Genomic DNA, 15,643 nt, shown 5'->3' on the forward strand with positions numbered 1-15,643 from the left:
AGAACTATGCGGGCTTCTCAGAGCGGCAGCAAGCCGAACTCGTTGCTGGCCCATGGCACGCCAGCTCTACTTACGCCAGATCCTCGATGCGCGCGCTAGCGGGGGGCCGCCAATCCAATCGCCGAGTGGTGCGGATAGGTGTTACTTCTCGATCTCCCGCGCGACGGTGTTGACCATGGCCGTGATTCTGTGGGCCGCGCGCCAGGACTTTCTTCTTCTTTGCCTTCGAGCGTCTGGGGAGCATTCAACCGACGGCAGGAGTATTAGGGTTCACCTGTACGTAGTCCTGCACTGCCCCTGCAGTTCCGTGTCGAAGGGGCAGTGCAGGGCAGGGTCTACGCTAGGTCCGAGGCGCGGTGAGGGGCGATTTCGCCGGATGTAACGACGTCGGAACCGACGCTTTGGCTGCTGTGATCCGTCCTAGAATCAGCACCAATATCAGAGCGATGATCACGGGCACGCATACTGAGAGAACGATGATGCTGGTATCCACGCCGAGTCCGATGAGGACGCCGCCGAAGATCGGGCCGACAACCGATCCGAGCCGGCCCATTGAAGCTGCCCAGCCGACACCGGCGGTCACCGTTGCTTGGGGGTACAGCGACACTGCCACCGCGGCCTGGCCGATCATGCCGGCCTGAAGTCCGAGGCCGACGCCGCCGAAGACCAGCAGCAGCAGCGCTTTGTCCGGGCCGAGGAATGCAGAGATGACAAGGAACACGATCGCTACTGCCGAGGTTCCAGCCAGGACGGACGTCATCCGGAATCGACGCGATGCGATGATTAGTACGCAGGCACCAATGATGCTTCCTACGCCCAGGGCCGCCGACCCCAGCGGTGCTAGACCGGTACTGAAGCCGTAGCTCGTGAGCAGAGTCGGCAACCACGAGGAGAACACGTAGAACGAGGCGAAGATGAGGAACGCAAAAGCCCACAGGATTAGCGTCCTGCTTCGTACGGAAGCATCGAACAGGCGCGCCACAGACGCATGGTGCTTGGCCTCGGCCGCGTCAATGGGCGTGCTCGATACGTGGCTGGCGGAGAGTCCAAACCACAGGAACGGCAGAAGCACAGCAGAAGCGATAGCTCCGATAATGAACACCCATTCCCACCCCAATGCGCCCACGATACCGCTCCCGGCCAACCCCGCGATGAGTGCCCCGACCGAGATGCCCGTCATCACGACCACCGCAATCGATTGACGCAACCGAGCGGGATTGACTGCGGTCGCATGGGCGACAGCGGCTGGCAGCACGGCACCCAGTCCCAGGCCGGTCACGAATCGTAAAATCGTCAGCTGCAGAATCGAATCCGACCACGCTGTCAGCAACGAACCCAGGGTGAACACCACGACCGCCGAAAAAATGACGTTTCTGGTGCCCATTCTGGCCACGAGGCGCCCTACCGCCAGATACCCCAGAGCCACTCCAGCGCTGGTCAGCGCAAGCGCAGGAGTGAAGTGCGAGGGTGCAACACCCCAGTCCTTGGCTATCGCCGGTATGGACACGCCCAACGCGACCGTGTCGTATCCATCGAGCACTATGGCCGCACATGCGAGACAAAGTACCCACCAATTCGGTTTGGTCTCTTCCTGCTTCTTGGGTTCGCTCATCGTGTCCATTGGACATCCTTAAGGTTGTGAGGGCTTCGAATACAGTCTCGAAGCGGGGGCATGCCACCCGCCCGTAGGCGGCTCGGGAGTCAAGGCCGTGGACGAGGCCCCAGGCGTCGTCGCCGGCTGCTACATCATGACGGTTTCTCCGTTCACGCACGACACGTGCTCTCTCACCGTCAGCCCGCCCACGTAGGCGGGGGCTAGCGAGGTGCTCAAGTGTGGTGAAGATCATGGCACTGTGTTAGTTCTATCTCCTTAGCGCTTAAAGGTCAAGACCCCACTGCCTTGACACAAAGTATCTTAGTGCTGTTATTGTTTGACATGACCTAGTTCACATTCCGGTCGCTTCCGCGACTGCGGGATAGCAGCGAACAACGTCGGCGACAGCCTGAGTGACTATAAAGATTGGTGGACCCTGAGGATGACAACGCAGAGCAGCGCGGGCATCGTGGAACGGCTGGCCGGTACAGACTCCGAAGGATATATCCCCTTCCGCGGCTTTGAACCGGGCATCGATACGCTGGACGAGATTTACGTTGGCGGGGTCTGGGCCCGGGGCGCAGGGGCACTGATCGAGTCCGTCAATCCCGCAACTTCTGAGGTCTTCGCAACGCTCCATGGTGCCACCGTTGACGATGTCGATGTGGCGGTCGCGGCAGGCCTGGCGGCCATTGAGGAGTCCGGCTGGGCCCGTAAGCTACCGCACGAACGCGCAGTTGTCTTGCACAGGATCGGTTCGGCTCTTGAAGCCAATGCTGACCGGATCGCTGTTCTTCAAACCCAGGACACGGGTAAAACGCTCAAGGAAACGCGGGCGTTGGCCATGAGCGCTGCGGCCACGTTCCGTTTCACCGCATCGGCCCTTGAAACCATGGAGGATGCGTTAACCCCGCCGCGGGGTGACTACCTGAGTATCTCCACCTACGAGCACATCGGTGTGGTGGCTGCCATTACACCGTGGAACTCCCCCATTGCCAGCGACGCGCAAAAGGTCGCTCCGGCCCTTGCCGCGGGCAACGCCGTCGTGATCAAACCGCCGGTCTGGGCGCCCTGGGTGTCGCTGCTGCTGGCAAGGATCTGCGACGAGGCTGGACTGCCTTCGGGCCTGCTTTCGGTGCTTCCCGGCCCGGGAAGGACCGTCGGGGACGCTCTGGCACGGCACAGGGAGGTCGGCAAGGTTTCCTTCACCGGCGGCACCTCGACCGGCCGGCAGCTGGGTCGCATCGCGGCCGATAAAATCATGCCGATCACGTTGGAACTGGGCGGAAAATCGCCAACCATCATTTTTTCGGACGCGGATCTGGATCAAGCCGTCGCCGGGGTGCTTTACGGAATTTTTTCCTCCAGCGGCCAGAGCTGCATCGCTGGTTCGCGGGTATTCATCCAGCGGGAAATCTATGACACCGCGCTGGCACGCTTAGTCGAAGGAGCCAAAGCCCTGCGGGTGGGTCCAGGAACCGACCCAGGAACGCAGGTGGCACCTCTTGTTGCCCACGCCCACAGGGATTCCGTCGAAAAGATGGTCGAGGATGCACGCGCAGCCGGAGCGCAGATCCTGTGCGGCGGCGCACGGCCGGCGGAGCCGGAACTGCAGCAGGGCGCGTACTACCTGCCCACCATCATTGCCGGTGTAGCCAACTCCGACCTGATCTGCCAAGAGGAGATCTTCGGTCCCGTGGCTGTGGTCCTTCCCTTTAATGATGAAGCTGACCTGCTGGCCCAGGCCAACGACAGTGTGTTTGGTCTTGCCTGCGGCATCTGGACGAGGGACTACCGGCGGGCCTGGCGCATTGCGCGGGCGGTTGCTGCGGGCACCGTCTGGATCAACACGTACAAACAGTTCAGCATCGCTACCCCGTTCAGCGGGATCAAAGAGAGCGGACTGGGTACCGAAAAAGGCAGGGACGGTATCCGCTCCTACATGCGCCAGAAGAGCATATACGTCGATCTTTCCGGCGCCCCATTGCCTTGGGCCGGCGCATGAGATCCGCAGCATATTCCAATCCATCCCCAATGAAAGGCAAGTCAGTGAGTGCTCACCCCTACAGCCCGGCATACCAGGCCGGAGGTTTCGGCTTCGTGTCCGGGGCGTTGTCCGTTGATGAAAACTACACGCCGGTCAGCGGCCGAACCGAGGCCATTGAGGCCGCTACAACCAGGCTCTCGGAGCGGTTGGCGACCATCGGCATGTCCATGCAGGACATCGTCAAAACCACCTACTTCGTCACGGACCTGACCCTGCGCGAAGAAGCCAACAGCCACTACGAACAGCTCTTCACCGCTCCCCGGCCGGCCAGGACGTTCGTTGAAGTTTCTGCGCTGCCATACGGCGCCACGGTGGAAATTGAAGCCGTAGCGCACCGGGGCCAGGAGTGAACCATGACTACCGCCACTTTGAACACACGGGGACCGGAAGAATCATCCCAGCCGGCTCCCGCCACTGACCGGGTAACGACCGGGGAGCCCACCGCACGGACCCTGAGGGTACAGCAAAAAACTTGGGAATCGGATGGGGTGACCAGCGTTACCTTCGCTGACCCGTCGGGGGCACAGCTGGCCCCGTGGCAGCCAGGGTCCCACCTGAGCCTTCATCTGCCCAACGGGCTCGTACGCGAGTACTCGCTATGCTCCGATCCACTGGATTCGACCAGCTGGACGGTAGCTGTGCTCCGGACTCCCGACTCACGCGGCGGCAGCCAACTCGTCCATGAGGGTCTACCGGTGGGAGCACTCCTTAAGGTAGAAGGCCCGCGTAATAACTTCGCGCTCGAAGACGCCGGACGCTACGTGCTGGTCGCCGGCGGGATCGGCATCACCCCGATCATCTCCATGGCGCGGCAACTGCATGCAGCAGGCGCGGATTGGTCGCTGCTCTACACCGGCCGGTCCCGCGCCACTATGGCCTTTCTTCCCGAGATCGGCACCCTGCCCCAGGACCGGATCACCATCCACGCCGATGACGAAGCCAACGGCAGCTACCCTGACCTGGCGGCCGCTGTCGGAGACCTGAGCCCGGATGCGCTGGTTTACACCTGTGGTCCGGAACCGCTGCTGAAGGCTGTTGCCGGAGTCATGCAGGACGAAGCGCAGCTCCGAATCGAGCGGTTCAAGGCACCAGAAAAAGTTGTCGTCGCGGAGCAAAACGAATCAGCGTTTGACGTGGTGTGTAACAGCACAGGCCAACGCATCCCCGTGGGGCCTGATGTATCTGTCCTTGATGCCCTCAACGACGCCGGCATCGACGTTCCCAGCTCCTGTGCGGAGGGGATCTGCGGCACCTGTGAAACACGTGTTATCAGCGGGGACGTGGAGCACCGTGATTTTCTCCTCAGCCAGGCCGAGCAGACCGCGAACAAATCCATGTTCGTCTGCGTCTCGCGTTGCCGTTCGGCCGAACTCATTCTTGATCTCTAAACACCCGAAAGTAAGAAGGTAGCCCCATGAATTTCTTCGCAGCAGAGCCTGTCTGTAAGTTGCGATCTCTTCGGTCGGTGTCCTTGAAGGTGCCGGAAACGGCGCGTGCCAAGGATTTTTACCACGAGGTCTGGGGACTCTCCACCGTCGAGGAAGACAATGACCGCTTCTGGCTGCGGGGAACCGGATCGGAGCACCACATTCTGAAGCTGGAAAAGGGCCAACAGAACGCCCTTGGCGGCGTGGCATTCGCCCTCGCTACGCCCCAGGAAGTGGACCAGGCCGCCATTAAGCTCGCCGCTTTGGGTATTCCCCTCTTCCGTGAACCCGGCCCACTGGACGACGCTGCCGGCGGTTACGGCCTGCAGCTGGTTGACCCCGAGGGCAGGCTCGTAGAGCTGTCCGCGGACGTTCATGCCGTCGTCAGCCAGGAGCCTTCCGGACGCCGGGCAATCCCGCGCAAGATCGCCCACGTCGTGCTGAACACTATTGACATTGATCGGGCTACAGCCTTCTACACGCAGGTCTTGGGTATGCGTGTCTCGGACTGGTCCGAGCACCAGATGTCCTTCCTGCGCTGCAATTCAGAGCACCATGTCATCGCCTTCAACCAGGCCCCGTGGACAGCGGTCAACCACGTGGCCTACGAAATGCAGAGCATCGACCACTTCATGCGCGGTATCGGCTCCCTCAAAACCCACGGTATTGCCCCGCAGTGGGGCCCGGGCCGTCACGGTCCCGGGGACAACACCTTCTCCTACTTCACAGACCCTGCAGGCCTGGTCTGCGAGTACACCTCGGAGGTGGCGCAGGTTGATGAAGACAGCTGGCTGTGCCGTACGTGGAAGCGGACCCCTGAGCTGTCGGACCAGTGGGGAACCGCCGGGCCGCCCACCGTCAACGTTCGCACCGCTATGGCCGGAATCCCCGACGACGGCTACCGCTCCCTGGTCGTTCCCGGCAGCGCCGACTATTTCACCGTTCCATCGGCAAATGCGGCAAGTCATGCAGCTGCCCACTGAGGCAGCTCCCGCCACCCGAAGCCTGGGCAGCCGTATTTCCCTCCACGGCGTATCGCTGGTAGTCCGTGGTGAAGGAGCGCCTGTGTTCCTGATGCACGGCATCGGGGGTAATGCCTCATCCTGCGGGGCGCTGGCACAGCTGCTCAGTGAGGCCGGCTACCGCACGTTCTGCTGGGATGCGCCAGGCTATGGCCAATCAGCAGATCCGCAAGGCCCCGTGGATCACCCCGGGCTCGTCCTGCAAATTCTGGCTTCCCTGGCCCTAGGACCCGCACATCTGATCGGAACCTCGTGGGGAGGAGTTATCGCCACCCGAGCGGCAGCGCAGGCACCGGGTGCTGTCCGCTCCCTGGTGCTAGCGGACAGCACCCGAGGTTCGGCCGTTACCGGGGAGTCGGCGGACCGGATGCTTGCACGCGTCCCCGAACTGGCCGAACTGGGGCCAGAAGCCTTTGCCGACCGGCGGGCTACCAGGCTGCTCTCGCCAGCAGCGGATGCTGCGACAGCCGCGGCGGTCAGGTCCGAAATGGCCGGGGTCCGGCTGCCCGGTTACACGGCCGCAGCGACCATGATGGCAGCTACCGACACATCGAATGTGCTGCCGTCTCTGCAGGTACCATCACTGGTCCTGGTCGGCGAAGACGATGTAATCACCGGCGTTGATGAATCCAGGATCCTCGCCGAATCCATAACAGACGCGTCATTCAAGATCATTCCCCGTGCAGGCCATGCCGCAGTGCAGGAGAAGCCGGCAGAGATGGCGTCATCGATTCTAGAGTTTTGGAGGAGGCTTACGTGACACGGTTGATAGTAGTCACCGGCTCTGGACGTGGACTGGGATTCAGTATCGCTGAACGGCTGGCCGCCGGAGGCGACCGCATCGTCATCGCTGAGAAAAACGCGGACATCGCAGAACGCGCAGCAGCCACGCTGCGGGAACGCGGCTTCGATGCCACGGCAATCATCACCGATATTGCGGACAAGGACTCCGTTGCGGCTCTGGCCGATGCCGTCCGGGAACTAGGCGGGGCAGATGGCCTGGTCAACAATGCAGCTCTTGCCGACGGCGTTGGCGGGGACACCTTCTGGGACCTTGAAGAGGACTTCTTCCAGCGGGTCATGACGGTGAACGCCTTCGGCACCTGGCTGGTGAGCAAGTACCTCTATCCGCAGCTGGCACAAAAGCAGACTGCCGCCATCGTCAACGTCGCTTCCGACGCCGCGCTGTACGGCTCGCCGCGCCTGGTCCACTATGTCAGCTCCAAAGGCGCAGTCCTGGCAATGACCCGGACCATGGCCCGGGATGCGGGAGCAGCCGGGGTCCGGGTGAATGCTGTCTCCCCGGGCCTGACCAGGGTCGAGGCAACCGAGTCCGTGCCGGCCTCCCGCTACCGACTCTACGAAGAGACGAGGGTGTTGGAAAGGGACCAGGTGCCCGAGGATATCTCCGGGGTCGTCCAGTTCCTGCTCTCGGACGCGGCCGCGTACATAACCGGCCAGAACATCATCGTGGACGGCGGCTTTGTCATGGGGCACTGAGTCACCTAACACCGTCCGCAACATCGCCCATTCTCGAAAATTACCCTCAGGACGCCGGGCTCCGGCTGATGATCAAGGAGACCACCAGATGGATCTGCAACTAAAGGACCGTACCGTCGTTGTGACGGGAGCGAGTTCCGGCGTCGGGCTGGCTACCGCCCGTTACCTGCTCGCAGAAGGTGCCAAGGTAGCTGCCTGCGCCCGTGATGCCGGGCGCCTCGCGGCGGCTTTCGATCAGTTTGCCTGGGCTGATAAAAACTCCATCTACCTGGCCACCTGCGACGTGACCGACCGCAAAGCCACCGACGCGTTCGTTGCCGGGACTTTGGAAAGCTTCGGGGCTGTTGACGGGCTGGTGTGCAATGCCGGCCGCTCCCTCATGGCTAACCTGGATGAAACATCTGACGAGCAGTTCCGCGAAGAATTCGACCTCAAGATTTTCGGGGCGTTGAATATCGTACGCTCGGCGCGGGCTGCGCTGGCCGCGTCACCGCACGGCTCGGTGGTCAACGTCAATGCGATCCTGTCCCGCCAACCTGAGCTGCGCCTGGCCGCTACTTCAGCCGCGCGTGCCGGGTTGTTGAACCTGAGCCACTCATTGTCCGAAGATCTCGCCGCGGACGGTACACGCGTCAACTCGGTGCTGCTCGGACTGGTTGACACCGGCCAGTGGCGCCGGCGATTCGAGCAATCAGGCAGCGGCATGGACTTCACGGCGTGGAGCGCCGAGATCACCAGGGACCGGGGGGTAAAGCTGGGGCGCTTCGGAACTGCCGATGAAGTCGCCTTCCACATTCTTACCCTTCTATCCCCGCTCAGCGGCTACACCACAGGAGCCACGATCGACGTCGGCGGCGGTGTAGGCCGCTATGTGTAAGGCACCTGCCATCCGGCTCACGCTCAACGGCATGCCCGGCCCTGATCTACGAAAGAGATAAGACATGTCCATGGAACAAGGAACGAAAATGCCCCAAAACCCAACCGGCGGTGACATCCTCGTCCGGGTAATGCGCAGGCACGGCATTGACACCGCCTTCGGCGTGATCAGCATCCACAACCTTCCCCTCATCGAGGCCGTGGACCGGGAACTGAACTTCGTTGCCGTCCGCCACGAAGCCGCGGCAGTAAACGCGGCGGACGCCTACGCGCGCGCTTCGGGCAAGTTCGGAGTCGCCCTCACCAGCACCGGAACAGGTGCCGGCAATGCTGCCGGGTCCATGGTGGAGGCGCTGACCGCAGGCAGCCGCGTGCTGCATATCACCGGTCAGATTGACAGTGAATTCCTCGGAAGCAACCGCGGAGTGATCCATGAGGTACCACGACAGCTGCAGATGCTTCAGGCAGTATCGGGCTACGCGCGGACCATCTTCAACGCCAAAGATGCCGAAGCAGATCTGGAAGAAGCTATCGCGCACCTGCTGACCGTCCCGCATACACCGGCCAGCCTGGAATGGCCCATCGACCTGCAGTACCTGGCCCTGCCCGAGGAGCAGCGCCCGGCGGACTCCCCCCGCCAGCCTGAAACCTCCATCGACGAGGAATCCGTGGCCAAAGCCGTTGGACTGCTCTCGCAGGCCAAACGGCCCCTCATCTGGGCAGGCGGTGGAGCAGCGGGTGCCGGTACGGCCCTGGCTGAGCTGCTGCACCGCCTCGGCGCCGGTCTGCTGACCAGCAATTCAGGCAGAGGCGTCGTACCCGAAGATGATGATCAGGTGCTCGGAAACTTCGCTACCACCCCTGACGCTGCGGCACTCCTCGCAGACGCGGACGTGCTGCTGAGTGTTGGAACACACTTCCGTTCCAACGAAACGAAGCACTACTCCATGGCACTGCCCAGCAAACACATCCAGCTTGACATCGACCCTGCAGCCATCGGCCGGGTCTACCCGGCCGATGTCGGGCTGGAGGGTGATTCCCGGACCCTGCTCGAGCAGATCGTCGCGAAACTCCCCGCCCCCGGCGTCGAGGCCGGCTGGACCGAGCGGGTGCGCGCGACCCGACGCAACGTCCGGGCCGCCCTGACCGAATACATCGGCGGGTACGCCGAGATCTGCGAAAGCCTTCGTCGGCGGCTGGACCGCGAATCAGTGATCGCCCGGGACGTAACCATCCCCTCCAGCCAATGGGGCAACCGCCTGCTTGAAATCTACTCGCGGGAAACGAACATTTTCCCGCTCGGCGGCGGCATCGGCCAGGGACTGGCGATGGGCATCGGCGCCGCCTGCGCCCGGCCCGGGATCCCCACGGCGGTGATCGTCGGTGACGGCGGACTGGCGGTCCATCTCGGCGAGCTCGCCTCACTTGGAGGCTCGGGCGCCTGGTGCGTAGTGCTGGTCTTCAACGACAGCGGATACGGAGTCCTCCGGAACATGCAAAAAGCCAACGGCTTCGCCGAAGCCGGCGTGAATCTTTACACACCGGACTTTGACCTGCTGGCCCAATCACTGCACCTGCCGTTCTGGCGGGTTCGCGGCTCCGGACAATTCGATCAGGCACTAGCAGAAGCGTTGGCGGTCCGGGGACCAGCCGTCATCGAAATCGACGTCACAGCGCTCGACCCGGCGCCGGGACCGTTTGTGCCGCCGGTGCATGTCCCCAGCCGGAACCACTAGAGGGACGAGGAAAAAAATGGCACTGACAGAACCACTGATTTTGGACAGTCCACAACCGGACATAGGGCAAATCCGGCATCGGGTCGTCTGCCTTCACAACGGCACCGGAGCCGGGGACTGGTACAGCCGGCAGGTCGCTGCCTACGATGCACAAACCTGGGAAAACTTCGATGGAGCCTTTCTGGGCGCCATCCTCACGGAAGACCAGCTTGAAGTGTGGGTCTCAGGTGCTGCGGCAGCGCTCCGGGACGGCGGGGTCACCCCGGTGCACCTGGTGGCCTCCGGCCGTGCCGCCTTTGGCACAATCGTGCTCGCCGGCCGTTATCCCGAGCTGGTCAAGAGCCTGATTCTTGGAGACCCGGAGGTTGACACCTCCATCGAGGGCTATGCACATTCGCTCCAGCTCGTTCAGGCGCCATCGCTGGTTATCGCCGCCGTGCCGCAGGCAGACACCGACATTGCCGAACCGCAAAGCATCGCCGGAGGAATCGACAACGGCGTCTTCGTCATCATCGAAAACACTGCCGTCCCCGCACACCGAACCAAGGCCGACTCTTTCAACGAGTGGGCCACATCATTCATGAACATCGCCGAAGGCCTGCACACCTTCGCCGAACCAGAGGAGGACTTCCATGCCTGAACAGTACCTAGAACCGAATCAGGCCTTGACCAGGCCTGCAACTCCCTACGAGAAGAAGCTCGCCGGGGCACTGAGCGAGGTCTTCGCCGGCGGCACAAAAGATTTGCCGGGGGTGGTTGCAGGTCTGAACGACCTTGGTCTCAATGCTCCGGATGGCAACGCGTGGGACGAAGCCCGTTTCCGCGCCGAAATGCGACGACTTGGAGAATAAGAAATGACAACTACAACACAAACCGCACGTCCGACAAGCGGGAAGAGCAAGACAAAAAACGTCGTCGGCGTCCGCCACGAAGTCGATGCCAAAGAACTGGCAGCCATGGGGCTGCGAGACCGCTGGTACCCCATCTACCCCTCCCGCTTCGTCGGCACAGGGGACATGGTCAAGGTTAAGCGCCTGGGTGTGGACTGGCTGCTGTTCCGCGACGCCACCGGACGTATTCGCATGCTCGAGGACCGCTGCCCCCACCGCAGTGCCCCCCTCTCAGTCGGTCAGCACCTCGGAGACCGTGTTGCCTGCAAGTATCACGGCGTACAGGTCGATGGAGACGGCACGGTCGTCTCCGTTCCCGGCATGCCCGGATGTGCCCTCGAGGGCCGAACCGTTACCACTTCGCTGGCAGTTGCAGAAGCAGCCGACACCATCTTCGCGTTCATGCCACTGACAGTTGACTCCGAGGTAACGGAGTTCAAGCTGCCGGACCGCTTGGCCAATCCGGAGGTTTCCTGGTTCTCGAACTTCGCGGAATGGAAGGGGCCCTGGCGCTTCTACATGGACAACGTCCTGGATCCGATGCACGGTGCTTTCCTCCACCGCGACTCACACTCCATGTTCGGTGGAGACACCAGCGCCCGCTTCCGAATCCGCGAAACTGACCGAGGCTTCTTCTTTGAGAAGACGGACCAGCGCGGCGTGAACTTCGACTGGGTCGAATACTGCCGCGAGGCCATGGACTACGTCGATCTGGAAATCCCCTATGCCGAGTCCGCAGGACCCGGCGGGACTTTTGGCATCGTCGGCATAGCCACTCCCATTGATGCAAACAACTCGGCGATATTCCACTGGCGCACCCGCACCGTCTCCGACTGGGAGCGCGACGTCTGGCGGTTCATGTACAAGACGACCCTTGAAGAAAAACACTGGGCAGTCCTGGAACAGGACCGGGAAGTGCTCGAAGCACTCGCCGCCGACGCTGACAAAGATGAACACCTCTACCAGCACGACCTCGGCGTCGCACGGATCAGGCGCGTATACGAAGCCGACGCAGAAAAGCAGGCCGCTATCCTCAGAGGCGAAGGGTTGTAATGGATGACTCCATGCTGCTGACAGTCTTTCTGCGGCATGATCAGTCCCAGCACCTGGAACAGATTCAAGCCGGGCTGGATGAACCGGACTGGTGGAACGGCTTCCCGCCTGAAGGTTGCGAGATCGTCTCTTGGGTAGTCGCCATGGGTGTAGGCCAAATAGTTACTCTGCGGCTTCCGACTCGTCTGCTGAATACCGTCAACGTCGAACTGGAACGGCGGGCCTGGGGTGTCTTTTCCACCGAGTTCTATCCGACGTATGACTTCATGCCAGTGCGAGAACGCCTGAGCCGGGAGTCCAACGAAAGGGTAAGTCGTTGATCAGGGTGAAAGCTGCGACAGTTCCCGAGCCTCCGCGCATAAAGATGTTCAGTAACGCACGGTTGCACGGGCAGCACTTTTTCCTGTCCGGCATGCATGCCGGCGGAAGTGGCGGCATGGTGGGTGGAAGCGATACCTATCTTCAGTCGCGAGAGACCTTCCGCCGGATCAAAGAGCTTACCGAAGCATGCGGGGGCACAGTCGATGACATCATCACACTGCGCATCTACCTCACCGACATCTCCGATAAAGCGCTGGTCGGCAAGGCCAGATCCGAAATCTTCTCGGGCGATTTTCCGTGCTCCACCCTGGTGGAGGTTAGCCGTCTCGTCGAAGATGGGCTAACGGTGGAAATCGAAGCACAAGGCATTATCGGGGCTGCCCACCAGGATTAGGGCCAGATGCCCTGGTGACATGGGCTGGGTGGATACGTCCTCCCAGTTCTGACCCTCCGAAAGTCGGATTGTCGTCAGCAATCCGGCTTTCGGAAGGAAGCCAACTTTCCCTCCCACCAAGCGCTGAGTAGCGCGTGGAATCACCCGGTAGTTCAGCGTGGTATTCGAGTGAGCACAAGTGCCTTCGAGCGTGACGAGAATATTCTCCTCAACGCTTCGTAAACGACCTGCGCGAGCGGACCCAACTACCCAATCAAGACTCGAAGGACATCATGAAGTCAGCACGCACCTGCCGTGTCGGAGTTATCGGTTACGGCACCATTGGAGTGCCCGTCGTCGCTGGAATCACTGCGGGACGGGTCGCCGGGGCTGTCCTGGAAGGAGTTATCTCCCGGAGCCCGCTCAGTAATGTTCCGGTGAAACAGCTGGACCTGGCGGAGGCTCTGGAATGCTGCGACCTACTGGTCGAATGTGCCGGTCAGGAAGTACTCGTCGAGCACGCTGAGGATGTGCTCCAGGCAGGTGTTGACCTGCTCGTGACCTCTATTGGCGCCCTGGCAGATAGAGAATTCTCTAAACAGCTTCACGCCGCCGGGCCAGGCCGGCTCTTCCTGACATCCGGCGCAGTTGGCGGCCTTGACCTTTTGTCCTCAGGCGCCCGTGCGGAAGGCTATGACAAAGTCACCATTACGACGACGAAGTTGCCGGGCTCCCTTGTCCAGCCCTGGATGAACGAGGCTTTGGTTGAGGAGATACGCAATGCTCGAGGTCCACTGGACGTTTATGAAGGATCGGCCGCTGAAGCCGCGCTGTTGTTCCCTAAGTCCCTAAATGCCGGCGCCGCCGTTGCTATCGCCGTTAACAACTGGGACGCTGTGACGGTAAGAGTAAGGGCAGACCCCGCAGCGGAACTGACCAGCCACGTCATTGAAGCTTCTGGAAACATCGGGGAATACCGATTCGAAATCCGCAACAAGCCCTCTGAGGACAATCCGAGGACGAGTGGAGTAGTGCCGTTCGCCGTACTACGATCCCTGGAATCCATTATCGGTGGCCGGGGCGGACTGATATGAGCGCAGCAAAGGCCCGAACTGCTGACCCCGGCGTCGCATCGGGCACTAAGCCTCCCCGCGCATCCGCGGATCCTGCCGGTTAGAAGCGTGCCAGGAGTGCCAGCAGATCAGACTCTGTTACACCTTATGCCCCGATCCTCCTGTAGACAGACCCGGCGACCGCGAATGCCAGGATGCATCAGCCAAGCACGGGCGCGAAGACGCAGGAGTTTCAGGAGTTCTGGCCGGCCGCTTCCAGCGCATTGACATCAGATGAGACCACCGATGCCTCTGCCTTCTTGAGCAGCGCTGCGAGTTGATCCAGTTCCGATGATGTCAGACCGCTCAACATCTGACGTTGCTTGTCTAAATGCTTACCGAATGCCTCATCGATAACAGCTTTCCCATGAGCGGTCAGCTGGGCGTAGACAACCCGGCGGTCTTCGCGCGTCCGAACTCGCTCGATGAGGTTTTGCTCCTCCATCCTGTCCAGCCGGAAAGTGATACCACCGGTCGTGAGCATGGAGGAGGTCGCGAGTTCCCCGGCAGTCTTCCGGTGAGGTGGGCCAGAGCGGCGGAGGTTGGCCAAAACATCGAAGGATGCAAGTGTCAGCCCGTACTGCTCAAAGTAGGAACTTTCGACAGCACGGACCTGATTAGCCAGCCGCAAGAGCCGCCCGAGGACGCCAATCGAGCTTGCATCCAAGTCCGGCCGTTCGCGCAACCAATCCGCAAGAATACGGTCGATAGCGTCAGCTTCAGTTTTTTCGTCAGGCATGGCCCTGTCCTTAGATATAGATAGTGCATCTTAACACTGACCTTTCCGGCAATCAATTAACTCAGGCTGGTTCCACTCAGGGTCTTGTTACTTGATCGAATCTACCTTAGTGTTGAGATAGTTAGAGTTGAGGGAGTTGCTCCTTAGCTTGGCTACGTTTCCTTGGTTTACATCGCCCCAGTCCGAGAGGTTTAACAATGAGCGAAACCGTAAGTGCACCAACTACTGATCTTGAAGAGCTCATCGATTCGTCTATCGCGTCCCGTGAGAGCCGCGTCGTTGACTTCGACACTCTGAAGTTCCAGACGAAAATGGGAGACAAATTCCGGCGTGGTCAGGTCCGCTACATCGGTTCCGGAGCGACCGGGGACCACTCGGATGACAACAACATCCTCCAGGCCGAACACTTCACGTTCTCCAACATGGTCCTGCCTGCTGGCTGCGTAGGACCTGAGCACACTCACCCTGACGTCGAAGAAGTATTCTTTGTCCTCGAGGGACAGGTGGAGTTCAGCCTCCACGATGTCGAGGACGGCACCAAGAAGGCCAGCCGTGTTTTGGGCTACCGCGACCTCATTCGTGTTCCTGCAGGCGTACCGCGGAGCCTTCGCACTGTCAGCGAGGACGACGCGCTGATCTGCGTAATTATCGGTGCGAAGAAGCCGGAGATTCCCTTCTACCCACCGACCTCCGAGATGCACGGAGTCACTCGCTAGAAATGTTCCTCCAAGAAGCGCGGGTACCAGCTAGAGCTGGTACCCGCGCTTCTTGGTGCAGCTGTCGGTATCAGCATGCCGCCGTAGAGCATCAGCGGGACCACGGCGCGTGTCAGGCGCAAGAGGGCAGTGACGTTGATCCGGAAGACGCGGTCCCAGACGTCGTCGTCAACCTCGTGGAACGGGGCGAAATTGTCCATGATGCCGGCGAAGACGCGGCTATGAGATGGCCAAAAG

General features: G+C 61.2%; 17 protein-coding genes and 1 pseudogene. 15 read left to right on the forward strand and 3 right to left on the reverse strand.

Translation table 11 applies throughout. The features are described from left to right. Positions 1–340 precede the first annotated feature (340 nt). Positions 341–1,621: an MFS transporter gene (locus tag AC3A3W_RS20290; RefSeq protein WP_487444923.1), complete on the reverse strand. Its 1,281-nt coding sequence runs from the start codon at positions 1,619–1,621 to the stop codon at positions 341–343. A gap of 415 nt (positions 1,622–2,036) precedes the next feature. Between AC3A3W_RS20290 and AC3A3W_RS20295 the strand changes: the two genes are divergently transcribed. The 14 genes from AC3A3W_RS20295 (at position 2,037) to AC3A3W_RS20360 (ending at position 13,933) form a co-directional block, all read left to right on the forward strand. Beyond that, positions 2,037–3,599 carry an aldehyde dehydrogenase gene (locus tag AC3A3W_RS20295; protein WP_487444924.1) on the forward strand — a complete coding sequence of 521 codons (1,563 nt, stop codon included), beginning with the start codon at positions 2,037–2,039 and terminating at the stop codon, positions 3,597–3,599. Positions 3,600–3,643: 44 nt separating this feature from the next. Beyond that, a complete protein-coding gene (locus tag AC3A3W_RS20300) occupies positions 3,644–3,991 on the forward strand; it encodes a RidA family protein (protein ID WP_487444925.1) in 348 nt (115 codons plus the stop codon). Positions 3,992–4,336: 345 nt separating this feature from the next. Beyond that, positions 4,337–5,029, forward strand: a complete 693-nt coding sequence (locus AC3A3W_RS20305) for a PDR/VanB family oxidoreductase (protein WP_487444926.1) — start codon at positions 4,337–4,339, stop codon at positions 5,027–5,029. A gap of 26 nt (positions 5,030–5,055) precedes the next feature. Next, the gene (locus AC3A3W_RS20310; RefSeq protein ID WP_487444927.1) at positions 5,056–6,051 is read left to right on the forward strand and encodes a VOC family protein; all 996 of its coding nucleotides are present in this window, start codon (positions 5,056–5,058) and stop codon (positions 6,049–6,051) included. Next, the gene (locus AC3A3W_RS20315) at positions 6,035–6,850 is read left to right on the forward strand and encodes an alpha/beta fold hydrolase (RefSeq protein WP_487444928.1); all 816 of its coding nucleotides are present in this window, start codon (positions 6,035–6,037) and stop codon (positions 6,848–6,850) included. The genes AC3A3W_RS20310 and AC3A3W_RS20315 overlap by 17 nt, the downstream gene beginning before the upstream one ends. Then, a complete protein-coding gene (locus AC3A3W_RS20320) occupies positions 6,847–7,590 on the forward strand; it encodes an SDR family oxidoreductase (protein WP_487444929.1) in 744 nt (247 codons plus the stop codon). Before AC3A3W_RS20315 ends, AC3A3W_RS20320 begins: the two co-directional genes overlap by 4 nt. Positions 7,591–7,678: 88 nt before the next feature. Then, positions 7,679–8,467 (forward strand): SDR family oxidoreductase, encoded by a 789-nt coding sequence (locus AC3A3W_RS20325; RefSeq protein ID WP_487444930.1) that lies wholly within the window; start codon positions 7,679–7,681, stop codon positions 8,465–8,467. An 88-nt stretch (positions 8,468–8,555) separates the two neighbouring features. Further along, a complete protein-coding gene (locus AC3A3W_RS20330; RefSeq protein WP_487444931.1) occupies positions 8,556–10,202 on the forward strand; it encodes a thiamine pyrophosphate-binding protein in 1,647 nt (548 codons plus the stop codon). A gap of 16 nt (positions 10,203–10,218) precedes the next feature. Continuing rightward, positions 10,219–10,842: an alpha/beta fold hydrolase gene (locus AC3A3W_RS20335; RefSeq protein WP_487444932.1), complete on the forward strand. Its 624-nt coding sequence runs from the start codon at positions 10,219–10,221 to the stop codon at positions 10,840–10,842. Next, on the forward strand, positions 10,835–11,053 hold the full coding sequence (locus AC3A3W_RS20340) for a recombinase-like helix-turn-helix domain-containing protein (protein ID WP_487444933.1): 219 nt from the start codon (positions 10,835–10,837) through the stop codon (positions 11,051–11,053). The genes AC3A3W_RS20335 and AC3A3W_RS20340 overlap by 8 nt, the downstream gene beginning before the upstream one ends. 3 nt (positions 11,054–11,056) lie before the next feature. Beyond that, a complete protein-coding gene (locus tag AC3A3W_RS20345; protein WP_487444934.1) occupies positions 11,057–12,145 on the forward strand; it encodes a Rieske 2Fe-2S domain-containing protein in 1,089 nt (362 codons plus the stop codon). Then, positions 12,145–12,465, forward strand: coding sequence for a hypothetical protein (locus AC3A3W_RS20350; protein WP_487444935.1), 321 nt, complete (start codon positions 12,145–12,147; stop codon positions 12,463–12,465). Before AC3A3W_RS20345 ends, AC3A3W_RS20350 begins: the two co-directional genes overlap by 1 nt. Before the next feature lie 5 nt (positions 12,466–12,470). Then, entirely contained in the window at positions 12,471–12,860 is a 390-nt protein-coding gene (locus tag AC3A3W_RS20355; protein WP_487444977.1) for a RidA family protein, read from the forward strand. Between the two features lie 272 nt (positions 12,861–13,132). Then, on the forward strand, positions 13,133–13,933 hold the full coding sequence (locus AC3A3W_RS20360) for an aspartate dehydrogenase domain-containing protein (RefSeq protein ID WP_487444936.1): 801 nt from the start codon (positions 13,133–13,135) through the stop codon (positions 13,931–13,933). 211 nt (positions 13,934–14,144) lie between these two features. Here the strand turns inward: AC3A3W_RS20360 and AC3A3W_RS20365 are convergent, their stop codons facing one another. Then, positions 14,145–14,690 carry a MarR family winged helix-turn-helix transcriptional regulator gene (locus AC3A3W_RS20365; RefSeq protein ID WP_309992402.1) on the reverse strand — a complete coding sequence of 182 codons (546 nt, stop codon included), beginning with the start codon at positions 14,688–14,690 and terminating at the stop codon, positions 14,145–14,147. A gap of 197 nt (positions 14,691–14,887) precedes the next feature. Here AC3A3W_RS20365 and AC3A3W_RS20370 point away from each other — a divergent pair, with 197 nt between their 5' ends. Further along, positions 14,888–15,406 carry a cupin domain-containing protein gene (locus AC3A3W_RS20370; RefSeq protein ID WP_487444937.1) on the forward strand — a complete coding sequence of 173 codons (519 nt, stop codon included), beginning with the start codon at positions 14,888–14,890 and terminating at the stop codon, positions 15,404–15,406. Here AC3A3W_RS20370 and AC3A3W_RS20375 read toward each other — a convergent pair. After that, positions 15,403–15,615 (reverse strand): annotated as a pseudogene (locus AC3A3W_RS20375) (SDR family NAD(P)-dependent oxidoreductase); the annotation flags it as partial. The gene AC3A3W_RS20370 and the pseudogene AC3A3W_RS20375 sit on opposite strands and share 4 nt — an antisense overlap. Between the last annotated feature and the right edge of the window lie 28 nt (positions 15,616–15,643).

Source organism: Arthrobacter sp. Soil_N43 (assembly GCF_057655195.1).

Bases quoted from the DNA above. Each gene is read 5' to 3' on its own strand.
- AC3A3W_RS20290 (WP_487444923.1), bottom strand. From the start codon at position 1,621: ATGGACACGATGAGCGAACCCAAGAAGCAGGAAGAGACCAAACCGAAT.
- AC3A3W_RS20295 (WP_487444924.1), top strand. From the start codon at position 2,037: ATGACAACGCAGAGCAGCGCGGGCATCGTGGAACGGCTGGCCGGTACA.
- AC3A3W_RS20310 (WP_487444927.1), top strand. From the start codon at position 5,056: ATGAATTTCTTCGCAGCAGAGCCTGTCTGTAAGTTGCGATCTCTTCGG.
- AC3A3W_RS20315 (WP_487444928.1), top strand. From the start codon at position 6,035: ATGCAGCTGCCCACTGAGGCAGCTCCCGCCACCCGAAGCCTGGGCAGC.
- AC3A3W_RS20325 (WP_487444930.1), top strand. From the start codon at position 7,679: ATGGATCTGCAACTAAAGGACCGTACCGTCGTTGTGACGGGAGCGAGT.
- AC3A3W_RS20330 (WP_487444931.1), top strand. From the start codon at position 8,556: ATGCCCCAAAACCCAACCGGCGGTGACATCCTCGTCCGGGTAATGCGC.
- AC3A3W_RS20335 (WP_487444932.1), top strand. From the start codon at position 10,219: ATGGCACTGACAGAACCACTGATTTTGGACAGTCCACAACCGGACATA.
- AC3A3W_RS20340 (WP_487444933.1), top strand. From the start codon at position 10,835: ATGCCTGAACAGTACCTAGAACCGAATCAGGCCTTGACCAGGCCTGCA.
- AC3A3W_RS20345 (WP_487444934.1), top strand. From the start codon at position 11,057: ATGACAACTACAACACAAACCGCACGTCCGACAAGCGGGAAGAGCAAG.
- AC3A3W_RS20350 (WP_487444935.1), top strand. From the start codon at position 12,145: ATGGATGACTCCATGCTGCTGACAGTCTTTCTGCGGCATGATCAGTCC.
- AC3A3W_RS20360 (WP_487444936.1), top strand. From the start codon at position 13,133: ATGAAGTCAGCACGCACCTGCCGTGTCGGAGTTATCGGTTACGGCACC.
- AC3A3W_RS20365 (WP_309992402.1), bottom strand. From the start codon at position 14,690: ATGCCTGACGAAAAAACTGAAGCTGACGCTATCGACCGTATTCTTGCG.
- AC3A3W_RS20370 (WP_487444937.1), top strand. From the start codon at position 14,888: ATGAGCGAAACCGTAAGTGCACCAACTACTGATCTTGAAGAGCTCATC.